At 49.2% G+C, this 17,246-nt stretch carries 13 protein-coding genes; 12 read left to right on the top strand and 1 reads right to left on the bottom strand.

The window, feature by feature from the left end:
* Positions 1-112 precede the first annotated feature (112 nt).
* The 3 genes from IEW26_RS27265 to IEW26_RS27255 all read left to right on the top strand — a co-directional run bounded on the left by IEW26_RS27265 (position 113) and on the right by IEW26_RS27255 (position 2,266).
* Positions 113-850: a VanZ family protein gene (locus IEW26_RS27265; protein ID WP_229730072.1), complete on the top strand. Its 738-nt coding sequence runs from the start codon at positions 113-115 to the stop codon at positions 848-850.
* A gap of 601 nt (positions 851-1,451) precedes the next feature.
* Entirely contained in the window at positions 1,452-1,859 is a 408-nt protein-coding gene (locus IEW26_RS27260) for a hypothetical protein (RefSeq protein WP_229730071.1), read from the top strand.
* Between the two features lie 92 nt (positions 1,860-1,951).
* Positions 1,952-2,266, top strand: a complete 315-nt coding sequence (locus tag IEW26_RS27255; protein WP_188594676.1) for a hypothetical protein — start codon at positions 1,952-1,954, stop codon at positions 2,264-2,266.
* 254 nt (positions 2,267-2,520) lie between these two features.
* On the opposite strand, the gene acnA is transcribed toward IEW26_RS27255, so the two are convergent.
* Positions 2,521-5,235, bottom strand: coding sequence for an aconitate hydratase AcnA (gene acnA / locus IEW26_RS27250; protein ID WP_188594675.1), 2,715 nt, complete (start codon positions 5,233-5,235; stop codon positions 2,521-2,523).
* Between the two features lie 436 nt (positions 5,236-5,671).
* On the opposite strand from acnA, the gene IEW26_RS27245 reads away from it, so the two are divergent.
* The 9 genes from IEW26_RS27245 to IEW26_RS27205 all read left to right on the top strand — a co-directional run bounded on the left by IEW26_RS27245 (position 5,672) and on the right by IEW26_RS27205 (position 17,041).
* Positions 5,672-6,670 (top strand): amidase domain-containing protein, encoded by a 999-nt coding sequence (locus IEW26_RS27245; protein ID WP_373288588.1) that lies wholly within the window; start codon positions 5,672-5,674, stop codon positions 6,668-6,670.
* 138 nt (positions 6,671-6,808) lie between these two features.
* The gene (locus IEW26_RS27240) at positions 6,809-7,909 is read left to right on the top strand and encodes a D-alanine--D-alanine ligase (RefSeq protein WP_145406314.1); all 1,101 of its coding nucleotides are present in this window, start codon (positions 6,809-6,811) and stop codon (positions 7,907-7,909) included.
* A gap of 59 nt (positions 7,910-7,968) precedes the next feature.
* Positions 7,969-8,292: a hypothetical protein gene (locus IEW26_RS27235; protein WP_110899160.1), complete on the top strand. Its 324-nt coding sequence runs from the start codon at positions 7,969-7,971 to the stop codon at positions 8,290-8,292.
* Positions 8,293-8,555: 263 nt separating this feature from the next.
* On the top strand, positions 8,556-9,557 hold the full coding sequence (gene uvsE / locus IEW26_RS27230; RefSeq protein WP_111272124.1) for a UV DNA damage repair endonuclease UvsE: 1,002 nt from the start codon (positions 8,556-8,558) through the stop codon (positions 9,555-9,557).
* 108 nt (positions 9,558-9,665) lie between these two features.
* Positions 9,666-10,529 (top strand): inositol monophosphatase family protein, encoded by an 864-nt coding sequence (locus IEW26_RS27225; protein ID WP_221443974.1) that lies wholly within the window; start codon positions 9,666-9,668, stop codon positions 10,527-10,529.
* Between the two features lie 23 nt (positions 10,530-10,552).
* Positions 10,553-10,819 (top strand): hypothetical protein, encoded by a 267-nt coding sequence (locus IEW26_RS27220; protein WP_111272122.1) that lies wholly within the window; start codon positions 10,553-10,555, stop codon positions 10,817-10,819.
* Positions 10,820-11,025: 206 nt separating this feature from the next.
* Positions 11,026-12,351, top strand: coding sequence for an SGNH/GDSL hydrolase family protein (locus tag IEW26_RS27215; RefSeq protein WP_188594673.1), 1,326 nt, complete (start codon positions 11,026-11,028; stop codon positions 12,349-12,351).
* Positions 12,352-13,725: 1,374 nt separating this feature from the next.
* On the top strand, positions 13,726-15,513 hold the full coding sequence (locus IEW26_RS27210; protein WP_505846342.1) for a cache domain-containing sensor histidine kinase: 1,788 nt from the start codon (positions 13,726-13,728) through the stop codon (positions 15,511-15,513).
* Positions 15,488-17,041: a response regulator transcription factor gene (locus tag IEW26_RS27205; protein ID WP_188594672.1), complete on the top strand. Its 1,554-nt coding sequence runs from the start codon at positions 15,488-15,490 to the stop codon at positions 17,039-17,041. The genes IEW26_RS27210 and IEW26_RS27205 overlap by 26 nt, the downstream gene beginning before the upstream one ends.
* Positions 17,042-17,246 lie beyond the last annotated feature (205 nt).

Genomic DNA, 17,246 nt, shown 5'->3' with positions numbered 1-17,246 from the left:
ATGACAGCGATTGGAAACTTATTCTTTTATCGGAGTGGACTGTGATTTGTTTAGTTCAACTTATATAGTATGTACGGTGCTCGTAAGCCCGGGTAGAGGAGGGAGAGACAGCATGAGACAGAGCAAGCCGAGCGACAAGTACAAACACCGAGAGTGGGAATATGGGTATGCGTATGAAGATGAATATGGTGAGAGCAAACAAACCAGACAAAGTAACCAGATCAATTCAAGTAACCCAAATAACCCAAGCAACCCAAATAACCCAAGTAAGCTATACAAGCAGCGCAGGAATAAGGCGGAGCATAAGAGCCCATCGAATTCGTTCCGAATCGGTTGGGTCGTCATCCTGCTGATCTATCTTTACCTGCTGACCAAACTGATTTTGTTCAAAGGAGGAGCGGTTGATGTGGGTTGGGTATGGGACAGACTGACAGCATTTCTGCATCAACCCGACCTGATTCATACACGGACGGTCAATCTGACACCGTTTCAGGAGATCAAACGAGACTGGCACAGTCTTTCGCTGCATCGACCAGGGACTGCCATCCATCTGGCGGGCAATATTGTGGCCTTTATACCGTTTGGCATCTTGATTGCGGGCATGGTTCGTGCTTCTATTTTTACTGGGCTCAACGTGCTGTTTCTGTCATTTCTGCTCAGTTTGGGTTATGAAGCGACACAGCTGCTGACCGGGATAGGCATCTTTGACGTCGATGATCTGATGCTGAATACACTCGGTGGAATGATCGGGTATCTGGTGTATACTGTGCCGCTTGTCTTGTACAGAATGCTCACGGGAGGAAAAGCACGAGTGGCAGCAAAGCGCTATGTAAAAGAGCGTCATGTCTGAGGGAGAGCATCGGTTGGATTGTTATGGACTGTGTTGTGCATAAGCTCGCGGTACTGATGCTGCTCGTAGGTCCGCAGAGGACCGGACGACAAGTGCATTAGACCAGCGTAGCAGCACAGCAGGAATTGCCGAAGGAACGGAGAGGTGCAGCGGAACAGCGATGGAACAGCAACGCAACTTGAATCATGCAGGTAGATTGTACAGGTTATGTGTTGTGAAAGACTTGAGCGGCTTGGTAGAGGCGCTGCTCATGTTGTGCTTGATGCGACGTGGTGGATGCGTGGTGAGTGCCCGCGCTTGATACGATATGGTGGATGCGTGATCCGTTTGCTAACGAATCGGAGAGAGCTTATTTGGTTGTTTTTGCCGGTTTATAAATTCTAACGAATCACAGCGACGTTATTTGGCCAAAATCCGGCTGAAACAGGGTGGAATTGGGCTGGTTTGTTTAAATAGCGTTACTACGATTCGTTAGAATTCTAAAAAGCTCATTTGGGGCTAAATAAGGCTTCTGGGAATCGTTAGAAGATCGCCTGCACCATCAACTAATGAATGCGAGTTATCTTTTTGTTCATTAGAAGAGAAAGGGGGGATTTTCATATTGGTTTTGTTAGCTAACCAGCTTGCCGGAAGAATGAGAGCACTCATCGCTATTGAAAGTAAGATCGTAGACGCAAAACATAAGCATGAAAAAGAACAGGCCATACTGGAGTTGGATAAGAAAAGATCTGCGATGATTCGCAGCTTCACGCGCGATGAATTAATAGTCATCAAAACGGTTATGAATATTGGCCGATCCGAAAGAGGTTATCGTTTCTTTGCCAACTCAGAGCGTTCAGATTATTATGAGATCATTCGACTACCCATTGAGCTTAACGAGCGTGAGTTGATGGAGAAGTATTCATATTATTTGGTACATAAAACGGAACGAGAACTTGCAGATGCCATTGAATATTATACTGCTGTTTCTGAACAACTGAAGGAAGGTATGGCTATTTTGAAACTCTAACCTCTTATTCAAAAAAATCGGAGATGCTCGGAGATTCTTTTAAAGAATGAGTTTGCAATTAAATCACGATCATACTCTAGGAGGCATATTAGATGATCATGAAAATTTCGCATTACACCCCTGAAGGCTTCTATTATTATGTCCCTGACGAGTATGCAGCGCAGATCGAAGAGTGGAGAAACGAATTCTCTGATTTTTTGCAGAGCATTGAAGGGAAACATCCATTTACTCAATATATGGAATCCGTTAATTTCGATGGTGAACTGGAGTATGGGGTGTTTGTTCGCAGTTACGGCGGGGATGACTTCATGGACTGGATCAACGTGGAAAAGTTAAAATGCAGGGGAATTTATCGCATTCCTGAACCGCCGGATGATACAGAGGTAGGCATCAGAATCGATTTTTGATGCAAATCCTACGGCATCGATTTACACAAACGAAAGCCGGATTCCAATGAGAAGCTCAAATTTCTCCCCAACAACCAACCACAACCTACTTCGACAGGCAGATAAGCAAACAACCCAACCCAACACCCCCAAAACACAGATTTACAACCTAAACTCTAACCCCTAAATACAAACAAAAGCCCCGCTTCCTCGTGCATGCTGCACATGAAGCGGGGCTTTGCTATGTCATTTTATCTCATGAAAGATAAAGTGTATTAAGCTTTTTTCATCATTTGACGCAATACAGTTTGCAGGATACCACCGTTGTGATAGTAATCTACGTCCACCATGCTGTCCAGACGAGCGATGACAGGGAAGTCAAACTGTGTACCGTCTTCACGGGTTACAGTGACTTTCAACTCTTGACCCGGTTTCACATCATTGCTCAGACCTGTAATGTCAAAAGTCTCGCGTCCGTTCAGACCGAGGCTGGACCAGCCATGACCTTCCTGGAATTGCAATGGCATAACGCCCATGCCCACCAGGTTACTGCGGTGAATCCGCTCGAAGCTTTCTGCGATAACGGCTTTGACGCCGAGCAGGAACGTTCCTTTTGCCGCCCAGTCACGGGAGCTTCCTGTACCATATTCTTTACCTGCGATAACGATAAGGTTCTGTCCTTCAGCCTGATACTTCATGGAAGCATCATAGATGGACATCTCTTCATCCGTTGGCAAGTATTTGGTAATACCGCCTTCGGTACCCGGCGCTACCTGGTTACGGATACGGATGTTGGCGAACGTACCACGCATCATCACTTCATGATTACCACGGCGTGAACCGTAGGAGTTGAAGTCTTTGCGCTCAACGCCATGCTCTTTCAGGTATACTCCAGCCGGACTGGACGGAGCAATGTTACCTGCTGGTGAGATGTGGTCCGTTGTTACGGAGTCACCCAGCAATGCCATTACACGTGCAGCGCGGATATCGGAGATATCGTTCAGCTTGTCGCCAAGCTCTTGGAAGAATGGCGGGTTCTGGATGTATGTGGAGTTCGGGTCCCACTCATACAGCTCGCCTTCCGGTACGGCAATTTTGTTCCAACGCTCGTTGGCAGTAAATACATTCTCATATTTATTACGAAACATCTGAGCATTCAGGGAGCTTGCGATGGCATCCTTGATCTCTTCGGAGCTCGGCCAGATGTCTTTCAGGAATACAGGTTTATTATTTTGGTCGTGACCGATTGGATCGGTTTCGAAGTCGATATCAACTGTACCTGCAAGTGCGTAAGCAACAACGAGTGGCGGAGATGCCAGGTAGTTGGCTTTAACCTGAGCGTGTACACGGCCTTCGAAGTTACGGTTACCGGACAACACTGCCGCTACCGTCATATCGTTGGCAGCAATCGCCTCGCTAACTTCATCCGGCAGTGGGCCGGAGTTACCGATACAAGTTGCACAGCCGTAACCGGCAACGTTGAATCCGAGTTGGTCGAGATACGGGATCAGACCTGCTTTTTCCAGATACTCGGTAACAACGAGGGAACCTGGAGTCAAGCTGCTTTTCACATATCCTGGCTTGGTCAGGCCGAGTTCAACCGCTTTTTTCGCCAGCAAACCTGCACCGACCATAACGCTCGGGTTGGATGTATTCGTGCAGCTTGTGATTGCCGCGATTACAACAGCGCCCGCTTTCAGCTCACTTGTGGAACCGTCAGGGTGTGTCACTGGCACTTTTTGTTCAATCTTCTCATCGCTCAGTCCATATCCGCCTTTGTCGACAGGTGTACGGATGATGCTGTTGAAGCTTTCTTTCATCTGAGTCAGCTCGATGCGGTCTTGCGGACGTTTAGGTCCTGCAAGGCTTGGTACCACGGAGCCGAGATCAAGCTCAATAACATCCGTGAATTCCGGATCAACCGTGTCCGCTGTACGGAACATACCTTGAGCTTTGTAATAAGCTTCAACCAGTTCTACTTGCTCGTCGGAACGTCCAGTGCTGCGCAGGTAGTTCAGCGTTTCGCTGTCTACCGGGAAGAAACCGATGGTTGCGCCGTATTCAGGTGCCATGTTGGCTACCGTTGCACGGTCAGCAAGGCCGATGTTGGCAAGGCCTGGTCCATAGAACTCAACGAATTTGCCGACAACGCCTTTTTTACGAAGCATTTGAGTAACGGTGAGCGCGAGGTCAGTTGCTGTTGCGCCTTCGCTCAGGCTGCCTGTCAATTTGAAACCGATAACGTCCGGTGTTACAAAATAAAGCGGTTGGCCCAGCATCCCTGCTTCGGCCTCGATACCACCTACACCCCAGCCAACAACGCCGAGACCGTTGATCATGGTAGTGTGGGAGTCCGTACCTACGAGGGAATCCGGGAATACAACGGTTTCGCCATCAACCGTTTTGGTTGCAGCCACGGAAGCGAGATACTCCAGGTTAACCTGGTGAACGATCCCTGTGGATGGTGGAACAGCACGGAAGTTATTGAATGCCGTTTGTGCCCAACGGAGGAAGCGGTAACGCTCTTCGTTACGCTCGAATTCAACCTTGATGTTGTAATCCAGTGCATCACTGGTTCCGAAGGCATCAACCATAACGGAGTGGTCAATAACGAGATCAACGGGAACGAGCGGATTGATCTGTTTTGGATCGCCGCCAGCTTTTTTCACAGTGTCACGCATTGCTGCAAGGTCAACAACGACAGGTACACCTGTGAAATCCTGCAGTACGATCCGCGCAGGGATGAACGGAATTTCCTTATTATTGTCACGGCCATCTGCCCAGCCGGTCAGTTGTTTAACGTGTTCTTCGGTAATGGCACGTCCGTCGAATTGACGAATGGCTGCTTCAAGCAGCACTTTAATGGAGAAGGGAAGCTTGGAAAGGTCGCCATGGCCGCCTTCCTGAAGAGCATCGAGACTGTAGTAGCGGTAAGACTTGCCTCCGACCTCAAGCGAACGAGCAGCGGAGAAATGGTTCTTGGCTGACATACATGTACCTCCTTAAAATGTGTCGGTGAGATGAAGAAAACGTTCATTTCATAATGAAGAACAGGCCTTCACCGTTCCGTGTTCTTGTTCAATGGTTTCATCAGATGAAACATAATTTCAAAATCATAACTTTAGTTTTAAGTATACCGTTTTCACATCCGTACGTAAAGGGCTTTTTGCCTGATCAAGCAAGCGTTTCAACAGATGAAGGCGTTTTCTGGATTCTGGTGTGAATGCGGGTGATATTGATCTTTTCAGGTCACATATTTTAGGTACGTCATCTGACTGTGTACATACAAACTAGGTCCCCTTCATATGAATAATAGGAGCTTACTGTATCGATTGAGCAGTGAGAGTGTTCGTCGGATTAGCGAATTGCATTTATCCAAAATACGGGTAATCCAGATCCGAACTCATGTCAAAGGGGGACACAAGCTTGGAACGCGAATGGAAGAGTGCCTTGTATACGTACGTCAACCAGTATAACCGCTGTGAGATCGATTACCGTCCACAGACGAGTGAACGAATCGTGACCGATCCCGAATTTGTGGTTGAACGGGGGGAACGCATGGCAAGGCTGGATGAATGGTATCGCAAACGGCGCGCCGTGCCACTTCGCAGCGAGACCAGTGCCAAGCTTGTGCGCACACTGATCGATGGGCCTGACGAAGCGGTAGCGGAGGTGCAGCTGTACAGCAGGCTGTTCTATGAGAAGAGCGGCATCACTCACCGGGAGGATCGAATCGAGCGGGAGCGTTTAACCTTTTTGCGTGAAAATGGACAATGGAGCATTGCTCGTGTGGAGCGTGAGGTTCCTGAACGCAGACCTGCTGGGGAAGGGCAGCCGTACCAGCAGGCCGATTTTGTACAGGCGGTGAACCGTCCGCTCTTGAACCGCGAGGTGCTGGGTCAGGGCCGAAGTGCGAGACGACAGATCTATCGCCGGGATCTGGCTGTAGCTTATGCGGATCGGTGGTGGAATGCGGGCAATCCGGCCTTTGAAGAATTCGACGTGGATTGCACGAATTACGTGTCCCAGTGTCTCTTTGCAGGGGAAGCACCCATCCACTATACTGGTAGAAGAGAAGCGGGCTGGTGGTATAAAGGGTACGTGGGTGGCTCGGAAATGTGGAGTTACAGCTGGGCTGTGTCCAACAGTCTGGCCAGATATTTGTCCGGCAGCAGCTGGGGGCTGACAGCGACCGAAGTGAATCGACCCGAGCAGCTTATGCTCGGTGATGTCATTTTCTATGACTGGGATGGCGACGGGAGATTTCAGCACAGCACGGTGGTTACCGCTTTTGATGCGGGTGGCATGCCGCTGGTGAACGCACATACCGTGAGCAGCCGCCACCGTTTTTGGGATTACCGGGATTCGTATGCCTGGACAGAACGCACGGTGTATCGGCTTTTTCATATTGCAGACGAGTTCTGAGAGTGAAAGATTTGCGGGATGCGGTGACGCAGACAGCCCGTTCCGTGTAAAATAAGAACAGAGACCGGAAGCAGCAGGGCAATTGCCCGTATTGGCTGCGCAGACAGCATCAGGTACAGATATAATCGGAGGTTACGCATGAGTATGGATAAATTAAAAGTAGGCGTCGTATACGGCGGAAAATCGGGCGAACATGAGGTGTCGCTGCAAACGGCGTTTGCTGTAACAAATGCATTTGATTATGACAAGTATGAACTGGTTCCTTTTTATATCTCCAAGCAGGGGACGTGGAAAAAAGGAGCGGTAATGCATGCACCCTTTGCACGCATTGAAGATCTGAAGCTGGAAAGCTCGGCAGGGGGCACACAGGACGCGCTGAATGCATTATTCGCACGTTTATACGGTGGAGCGGAAGCGCTGGACATCATGTTCCCGCTGCTGCACGGCACGTTTGGTGAAGACGGCACGATCCAGGGCATGTTTGAGATGGCGGATATGCCGTATGTGGGTGCAGGCGTGCTGGCTTCGGCAGGCGGCATGGACAAAGTGGTCATGAAAAAGCTGTTCGCCCAGGCTGGTATTGACCAGTGTGCCTTCACGTATTTTAACGCCACACAATGGAAGCAGACCGAACATGAAATGATCGTACAGGTCGAGGATCAGCTGGGTTATCCATGTTTCATTAAACCGGCCAACCTTGGCTCCAGTGTGGGCATTTCCAAAGCGCGTAACCGCGATGAACTGAAAACAGCGATCGAGTTTGCACTCCGGTATGATACCAAAGTTGTCATTGAGGAATTTGTGGAAGCACGCGAGGTTGAGGTCAGCGTTCTCGGAAATGATGAACCGATGGCATCGGTTCCGGGCGAGATTGTATCCTCGGGTGAGTATTACGACTATGCAGCCAAGTATATTGATGGACAGTCACAGATGCTGATTCCTGCACCGCTGGACCCTGAAGCAGCCGATCGTATTCGTGAAGCGGCCTTGCAGGCGTTCCGTGCCATCGAGGGTAACGGCATTTCCCGTGCAGATTTCTTCATTCGCAAATCGGATGGAGCACTGCTAATCAATGAAGTGAACACGATGCCGGGCTTTACACCGTACAGCATGTACCCTCTCTTGTGGCGCGAGACAGGTGTGTCGTATGCAGAACTGCTGGATCGCATGATCGAGCTGGGTCTGGAGCGGTATAACCGCAAGCAGGCGCTGAATTACGAGAACGGTGTTCAGGCATAGCCTGCACGATCCGAATATCCAGGCAAGAGTCCAATATCAGCATATCAGGAGGAATGAGCATGGGTTTTCAGACAGAGTTTAATTCAGTATGCAAATTCAAAAGCGAGCAAGAACTCTTCGAACTGCTGGAATACGGCCGCGGCAAAATGGTCAAACAAGGCTTCCGGGTGTTTCCAACCGGGCAGAAAGTCATTGCATACACCCCGGATAACGTAGCGGTGGCGATTGTGAAGATTGTGGCTTCCATTGCGGAGATCAATTTTCAGAACCAGGAAGTGACGGAAGTGGAGATGCAGCTCATTCGCAAGCTTACCGAGGAAGAATCACGTATCCAGACCGCACTTGCGGACGAAATGTTTTTCGGAGAGCAAGCTCAGGAGTAGTCTGATCACAGAACGTACCGAGCGGTGCTGCCAATAGAGCCATCTCCAGGAGAACGTTACAGCCCAGGGAACACAGCTCATCTATCGAACATAGCCCGTCTATATGAAAGTAGTCACTCAAACAGAACGACTGGATGGATTTTCAAACATACGATTATGGTCCCTTGTTTAGGGTAAAACTTGGTTATATACCGAGTCGGCTTATCTCTGCGGCTGTCTATATCCGTGAGGTCTGTCTGCTCTAAACAGAGAGGAAGAAATCCATGCTTGTACGTTTCGGTTACGTGGCAATGTCGGTGCTGGTGGAGAATGCTTCGCCTTCCCGGACGATGACGATGGCCAGCTTTAACAAGATCGGAGACAGGGAAGCAGCGATTCGCAAGCTGGAGCGCATTGCAGCTGAGAACCTGCACAATACGTTACGTTTGCTCAGGCATAATAAAGGCAGTCATATTCATGTATATCGTTTCTCGTCCAAATTAATTCCACTCGCAACCCATGAGGACCTGAGTGATTGGGACCCGTTCCCGGCACTGAAGCCGGATTTCGAAGCGATTGGTGACTTTGTGAAGGAAAATCAAATGCGCGTGTCCTTTCACCCGGATCATTTTACCGTACTGAGTACCCCTCGCGAAGAGGTGCTGCGCAACTCCATGAAGGATCTGCGTCATCACGTTCGCATGCTGGATGCTATGGGGCTGAATGCAACTGCGAAGAACAACATCCATATTGGCGGTGCGTACGGAGACAAGCCTTCGGCTGCGCAGCGTTTTGAAGAAAACTTTATGAAGCTGGACCGGGATATTCAGGAACGGATGACACTGGAGAACGATGATAAAACGTTTAATGCACCCGAGACGCTGGCCGTATGCCAGAACCTCGGCTTGCCGATGGTGCTGGATATTCACCACCAGTGGGTAAATAACGAAGGCGAGCAGCCATGGGAGCTGTGGCCCGATATTTTGCATACCTGGCAATCACCGCTTGCACAGGCCGACGCATCTGCTGACCAGCCGTTAGCCCCGAAAATTCATGTCTCCAGCCCGAAGAGCGAGAAGGACCTGCGGGGTCATGCGGACGGAGTCGAGGTGGAGCCAGTGCTTGATTTTCTCCGTCATATTGCAGCGTATACTCCAGCCCTTGATGTGATGATTGAGGCGAAACGCAAGGATGAAGCTCTGGTGCAGCTGATGCAGAAGCTGGCGTTCTATCAGAATGAAGGTGTGGAGTGGGTGGACGAGTCTACCGTTCGCATCCAGCCATGAAGCCAAAAGGGGCCTGGGCAGCAAGAAACTTTACGATGGCTCAGGCGTATACTTTTAACAAGTATTTTAACTTTTTCGTAGATTGATATAGAAAGTAGAGTGAACGCTTTGAATGAAAAGGAAAAGGTACCTTATGTCGTGACAAGCAAAAGCTATACTGCCGTTGCTATTAATGCCGCGTCCAAGGCAGGCGAATGGATCAAGAGCCGTCTGGGCACGGTAAGTGAGCTGGGAACCAAGTATTCTCCGCAGGATCTGGTGACCGAAGTGGATAAAGGGGCAGAGCAGATGATTCGCCGCTTGATTCTGACCCATTTTCCAGAGCACACGATTCTGGGGGAAGAGGGCGTTGAACCAGGGCCTGAAGCTTCAGCAAGAGCACTGAACGAAGCAGCAGAGGCAGAGTACCTCTGGATTGTTGATCCGGTAGATGGCACGACCAACTTTGTGCACGGATTCCCATTCTATTCGGTATCCATTGCGCTCGCTCATAAGGGCGAAGTCATTGTTGGTGTCATCTATGACCCTTCCCGTGATGAATTATTTGTTGCGGAAAAAGGAAAAGGAGCGTACGTGCACGGGAACCGGATGACGGTATCGGGCGAAGAAACACTGGCACAGAGCCTCGTGGCGGTAGGCTTCCCGGCAGATACCACCTTTGCGCTGCCGCTCAATATGGCTGCTGTACAGGCTCTGGCTCCGCAGGTTCGTAATCTGCGTGCAGGGGGCTCTGCTGCAATTCATCTGGCTTATGTTGCCGCAGGACGTCTGAGTGCCTATACGGAAGTTGGCCTCAAGCCGTGGGATATTGCCGCGGGAGCACTGCTGGTGTCGGAATCCGGTGGTAAGGTTACGGATACTGTTGGAACACCTTATACACTGGCGGTGAACCATATCGTTGCCAGCAATGGCAAGGTTCATGATGCGTTGACGGGTGTGCTGAAGGAAGCCAAGGCTACAGGCCTGGAGTAAATTGATTGAAGGAGCGAATAACGATGGATGAATCCAAAGAACTGGAACGGCGGCTTAGCGATATGCTGACAGAAGGAGACATGGAAGCTTCCGGCGATGCTGAAGAGCGGGAACGTCAGCTGATTCCTCCGAAATACGAGGTCCGCATTCAGACAGAACGGGACCCGATCGTTGAAGAAACGTTAAAGTTCCGTACGATGGCTCGTGAACTGGATAACCGTTATGATCGGTATCTGGACCGTGCTGCCAAGCAGAAAGCAGAGGCAGAGACAGACGACCAATCGCAGTAATATGCTCTCTTACATGAAGTATCTTTGATCAAAGGCAGGCTTCCCGGCAAAGGGGAGTCTGTTTTTTGGTGCAAGCATAGTGGAGAGAAGACAGGGCCGTAATCAAGGTGATAGAATAGAGGAACACAGGCATATGTCATCGGAGTGATGGATGTACTATATTATCGTGTAAATGATAGATTTAATTATAAGGAGTGTTCACAAGAATGAAGCGTAAACGGATTTGGAAAAACACAGCTGCAGGTCTGTCTGCCAGTATGCTGGCAGGCATGCTGCTGTTCACATCGTCCGCATTGCCGGCACATGCTGCTGATGCTGAAACGGCTGTATTACCTGTCGCCTCAAACGAAACATCGAATACAGCACCAAAGAAAGATTCGGTGGCCGCGACGAAAGAGTTCCGCATTGTTACATTGGGTGACTCCATTACTGTAGGCTACGAGCCTAAGATGACAACACTGCCGTACGGTTATGTGGAGCGGCTGCAGGAGCAGGGTTTGCTTCATGGACGTACACAGGTTGATAACTTCGGCATCGCCGGACTTAAAACCAGTGGGTTGAAAAACTTTACGGATGCTATTAACGCAGGCAGAACACTTGCTGCTGATGAAATTCAGCCTAACCTGCCCGATCCGAGAGCTGGACAGTTTGGTACAAACACAGCTGCCATCCGTGAAAGCATAGCACAGGCCAATCTCGTTGCGATGACGATTGGTGGCAATGACGTTTCTGAACTGCTTGGTACAGCGAATACCATGAGTGACCAGGAGCTTCAAGAGAAAGTGGAGGAACTGCTGTCCACATATACAACCAATGTGACTGCAATTATGAAAGATATTCATGCTATCAATCCATCCGCCCGAATTGTTATTGCCGATCAGTATCAGCCGATGCCGGAGGTAGCGGGTAAAGAGCTGTATACCAAGCTTATGCAGACTTCCGAGAGCTTCACACAAACGATTGACGGCATTGCAGCTAAGTTTGCGGCACAAGACGTAGACGTAAAAGTCGCTCATGTAGCCAAGGAGTTTGTGGGCGGTGAAGGCACGATGACACATATGATCAAAGACCGTGACTTTCATCCAAATCAATACGGATATGCTGCTATCGCTGAAGTCTTTGCCAAAACGATCTGGGGCGAATACACGAAACTGGCTGCGCCAGCCGCAGGTGAACCGATGAACATTATTGTGAGCGGTAAAATGCTGAACACTCCATACAAGCCGATTATCCGTAACGGCAAAAACTTCGTAGCTATTCAAGACATTGTAAACGCGGTAGGTGCGAAAACGGTATGGGATAACAAAACGTCTACAGCAACCATTACCTACGGTGACCGCAAGGTAGCTGTGAAGATGGGCGCCAAGTCCGTGATCGTGAACGGAGCATCTGTTGCAGTGGATACACCTGCCTTCCTGAACAAAGTTGGCAAGGAATCCAAAACCTATGTGCCCGTAGCAATGGTAGCCGAGGGCCTGGGCTTTGACGTGCAGTATGTGGCAAAGCTCAAAACGGTATTTGTGAATCCGTAACAAAGTTATTTAAGCAGTGCTGCGAGAGCATTGCTTGAAATGTATAACTAAGAGCAGGAAAATGGACCGTGGATGTATAGTAAATGTATAGTAAATGTAAGGTGAATGTACTGTAAATGTACAGGGTGACCTTGTGAGCGGAGAGGTATAGAACGAAGCCGCGAAAGGGGACTCCTTCACCGAAAGTGTTATCCAAGTGACGAAGCAGGAATCGCTCCTGCCTCGTCACTTTTTTTTGCCGTCGTAACGTTGTCATCGGAAATAGGGAGTTCAATGCGGTGGATGTCGCTAACGATTCCCAGAAGCCTTATTTCGCCCCAAATGGGCCTTTTGAAATTCTAACGAATCGTAGTAACGCTATTGATGTGAAATTCCTCAATTTCCCCTTTTTTTAGCTGTATTTGGGTGAAATAGCGTCGCTAGGAATCGTTAGAATGTGTAACCTCGACTAAACAGCAGAATAAGGTCTGTGGGGATCGTTAGCGTTGCTGGGATACTGGTTGGTCGTTGATGTTCCTCCTGAATTCCTATAAGCCTCATGTAATTGATGCATAATCAAGAAAGGGAGTGTACACCAGCCAGATTTCGAGACTACTTGTTTCACAAGTAACTTACATACGGCGCTGTTCCAAGCAAATAACTATCTCAGCACCAAGCGAGGCTGCACTAAAGCTTTGTAACTCTTCTGATAGAAGAGCGTTGCATATCAGGGCATATCTTGAAACCCACTGAAGTGCCTCTTTACCGCCTTTTCGCCCCCTGATCCTCACTTTTTCTTGACGTGCCCCCAGCATGCCTGCGGGAAACTTTCTGGCATCCTGTATTCAAGCAGTCTACCTTCTCCAATGACTCATTATGTTGCATAATTATGACTTGTCATCTGCCCATGGTTGTGTAAATATGAAAATAACTTACAGTGAATATGAAGCTATGGTCAGCATCGTGAACTTCATCATGGTGACAAAACAATAGTGTTCAGGATCAAGGTTGTAATCGTAGTTACAGTGAAGACAGACTCATGGAACTACTGTAGTTGCAGTTATAGTTGTAGCTAAAGTTATAGTTGCAGTTATAGTTATAGTCGCAGTCACAGTCACAATCAAAGTATAAAGTACGATCGGAGTCCATTAAATTATGGCACAGTCGCATCCAGACTGAAGTCAATTCACTGTTGCGTTCTCAAACGGAATTGAAGCACAATTGCCGCTGAAGTTGCATTCATACTCCAATCTACAATCTTATCCTGACTGAAGGCACAAATACAGTTAGAGGCACGGTAGAATCATAATCACACTAATAATATCTGTAGTCATCGCCCAGCACATCCACCCATGCTATAACCGCACCCTTCGCCAAGCAAAGGAGCGCTCCTGAGTGAACAAAATTAAAAACGCTTTCACGACAATGCCCATTCATCACAAAACGATGCTGCTCATCGGTTTTTTGATGCTGATCAGCCTTGCTTTTTACCTCTCTGTCATGCAGTACGTACTGAATATTTATGACCGTCAGATTTATGAAAAGTCGTCACAGGTGCTGAATATGTCATCTGTCGGCATCGAAAACAAGCTGCGTGAGTTATCCAATCTGTCCTTCAAGGTGATGTCGGATGAGCCGCTGCAGCAGTATTTGCTGCAACTGGAGAAGGCCGAAAGTGGATACGAGCGAAATGGTCTGCGCAAAAAGATAACAAATCGCCTCGTCGCCTACGCCGGTTCCGAGAAATACGTGTACTCCATGATTTTTATCGACAACGATAACAATGTGATGGCGGCTGGCAACCGGGAAGGCATTTCAGCTGCGAAGCAAAAGGAACTGATCTCGCTGGGCGAGCAGTATGCCGGCTCCAACGTATGGCAGGCCAGTGGTGATCAGCAGGCGAGGCTGCTGTCCGTCAGGCAGGTGAAATCCTTCACTGGCGGGGCGTTTACACTGGAGAAGCTCGGCACGCTGATTATCCGTGTGCGGCTGGACCGCATCGTTCAGGATCAGATGCAGGAGCCGGCCGAGGATTCCCAACTGCTGATCGTTGACGGCACGGAGGTGATCTATCCCACCGAATCAACTGTTAGCAAGGCCGAGATCGCATCGGAGCTGAAGCGGACGCAGCCTTATGGAATTGCCACGTTAGAGCAGGGGAAGTATTTTGTGGCAAGAGCACATTCTTCCTACACGAGCTGGAATTATTTATATACCACGCCGTTTGATCAGATGTTTAAGCAGATCCAGTTTGTAAAACAGCTGGTGATCGTTATTTTTATTATGATCTTTTTGGCGGCTCTGGTGTTCGGAGCCAAATTTTCTCGCAGTATCACCCATCCGATTGCCCAATTAATCAAGAAGATGCGTAATATTGAAAAGGGAGACCTCGATAAGCTGGAGGCGGCGGCCCTTGGCAACATTCCCGTCTCTCCGCAAAATGAAGTCGGACTGCTGCATCGCACCTTCAAGATGATGCTGCAGCGGATACGAGAGCTGATTGATGAGAATTATGCGAAGCAGCTCGTCATAAGAGAAACGGAATTGAAAGCGCTTCAGGCGCAAATTAATCCGCACTTTTTATACAATACCCTTGAGTCGATTAACTGGCTTGCCAAAGTGCAGAAGCAGCATCAAATCTCGGAGATGGTCGAGGCTCTTGGGTTCCTGCTGCGCAGCTCGGTCAATATGTCCGAGAAGTGGATTACGCTGGAGAGGGAGCTGGAGATTGTGCGCAGCTATGTGACCATTCAGCGTACCCGGTTCGAGGAGAGGCTGGATTTTGATATGCAGATTGCCCCAGAGGTCGGGACGGCCCGCATTCCCAAATTAACTCTGCAGCCGCTTGTGGAAAATGCTATTCATTATGCACTTGAGCCCAGCATCGAGCCCTGTCAGATTCAAATTCGCGCCAGAGCTGAGGGGAATCACGTCTGCATCGAGGTCGAGGATAACGGACCGGGCATGACCTCCGAATTCATAGAGCGCTTGCGGGAAGGGCAGATTCAGACCAGAGGGCAGGGCATAGGACTTGCCAATATTCAGGAGCGTCTCAGGCTGACCTTTGGCGACAAGGGCATCATGAGCATACACAGCACGCCCGGATCAGGAACTGTAGTATCGATCAGCATACCTTGGATCAGAGAGGACGATGACGATGTACAAAGTAATGCTCGTAGATGATGAACGTGTCATACTGGAGGGGATTTCCCAGGTGGTTGACTGGGCGGCCGCGGGCACGGAACTGGTGGATACAGCAAGAAACGGTGTGGAGGCTCTGGGGAAAATCGAAAGCGCCAAGCCGGATATCATCATTACGGATATTTCCATGCCGGGTCTGGATGGATTGGGACTGATCGAGAAGGCATCCGAGGCCTATCCGGCGGTACGTTTTATCATGCTGTCCGGCTACAAGGAATTTGAGTATGCTCGCAAAGCAATGCAGTATGGCGTCAAGCATTATCTGCTCAAGCCCTGCAACGAAAACCAGATTCATGACGCCTTGATCGAGCTCTTGCAGGAGCGTCAGGATGCACAGGTGAAGGAGCATGCGGCAGGAGAGATCAAGCAGCGTTTACAGCGGGTGCTGCCTCATGTGAAGGAGCAGTTTTTGCTGGAGTTTATGACCAACCGCACCTATGGTCCGATGGATCTGGAATACTATCAGGAGCTGTTCAATCTGGAGCTGCAGCAGAAAAGCGTACGGTTGCTGCTGCTTCGCATTGTGGAAGAGCATGATTACAGTCACTTGTTTGCAATCAAAAATATAGCGGCCGACCTGCTTCCAGGTGTACTGTTAAGCACAACGATTGAAGGGAAGCTCCTTATAGTGCTGGCAGATTCGGCAGATCTGCCTGAGCTTCATGAACGTATTGAAACGGTTCGGCAGGCGTTCATCCGTTTATACAAATTAGAGGTTACCGCTGCGCTGAGTGAAGCGGACCATATGATCCAGTCCCGGCGACTGTACCGTGAGGCGCTACAATATTTGAATCATCGTTTTTTCATCGGTGAGGGCCAGCTGATTACGAAAAATGACGTCGTGCTGGCAGGGGAGTGCAGCGGTGTGCATATAGAGCGGGATGCCGAGCAGCTGTGCCAGCTGATTAAATCCGGCAACACGGAGGAAGCCGCCGCCGAGGTGGAGCGTTTGTTCGAGCAGCTGAAAGAACTGAAGCTGGATACCGAGGTGACACGTGCTTACGTCGTGCAGTTATACTCGGCCATGATTCAGGTGTGCCCGCCCGAGGAGGCTACCGATTTTACACAGCGGATGACAGAGCTGACGCATATGGACACATTGCCTGCCTTGAAAACATTTGTAGCCGACAGCGCTGCAAGGTTAACGGCAGGTTATTACAAAAATCATATCAGCCGCCAGTCATCAGCCGTGGAGAAAATGATGGATATTGTAGACCGCCATTATGGAGAAGCAGACCTGTCTCTGAGTGGTGTAGCCCATCAGATGTTATACATGAACCCGGACTACCTCGGCAAAATTTTCAAAAAGGTAACGGGTGAAAACTTCTCGAATTACGTTAATCGTATGCGGATTGAACGGGCATGTGAACATATCCGCAGAGGCGGGGATGTGAAGGTGTTTGAGCTGGCAGAGCTGTTCGGGTTTGGAGGCAACTCGCAGTACTTCAGTCAGGTGTTCAAAAAATGGACTGGAATGACACCAACCGAATTTCGGAAATTCGGCATATAACAAAGAACTGGCAAGGATGATGCCTGTTTATGGAGGAGGACAACTGATGCCTGGAGCGTCAGAGATGTCCTCCTCTGTTTTTTGAACCAACAAGACGGTTTTGTGTATTCAACTTGAAGCGGACTTTTGCGAAAATGACAATATCAAGTTTGTGAAAGCGTTATCAGCATATCATCAACAGGATGGAGATAACCCGATCACACAA

This window comes from Paenibacillus silvae (assembly GCF_014639235.1).
Taxonomy (GTDB): domain Bacteria; phylum Bacillota; class Bacilli; order Paenibacillales; family Paenibacillaceae; genus Paenibacillus; species Paenibacillus silvae.
This window is presented reverse-complemented; position numbering and strand designations above follow the sequence as displayed.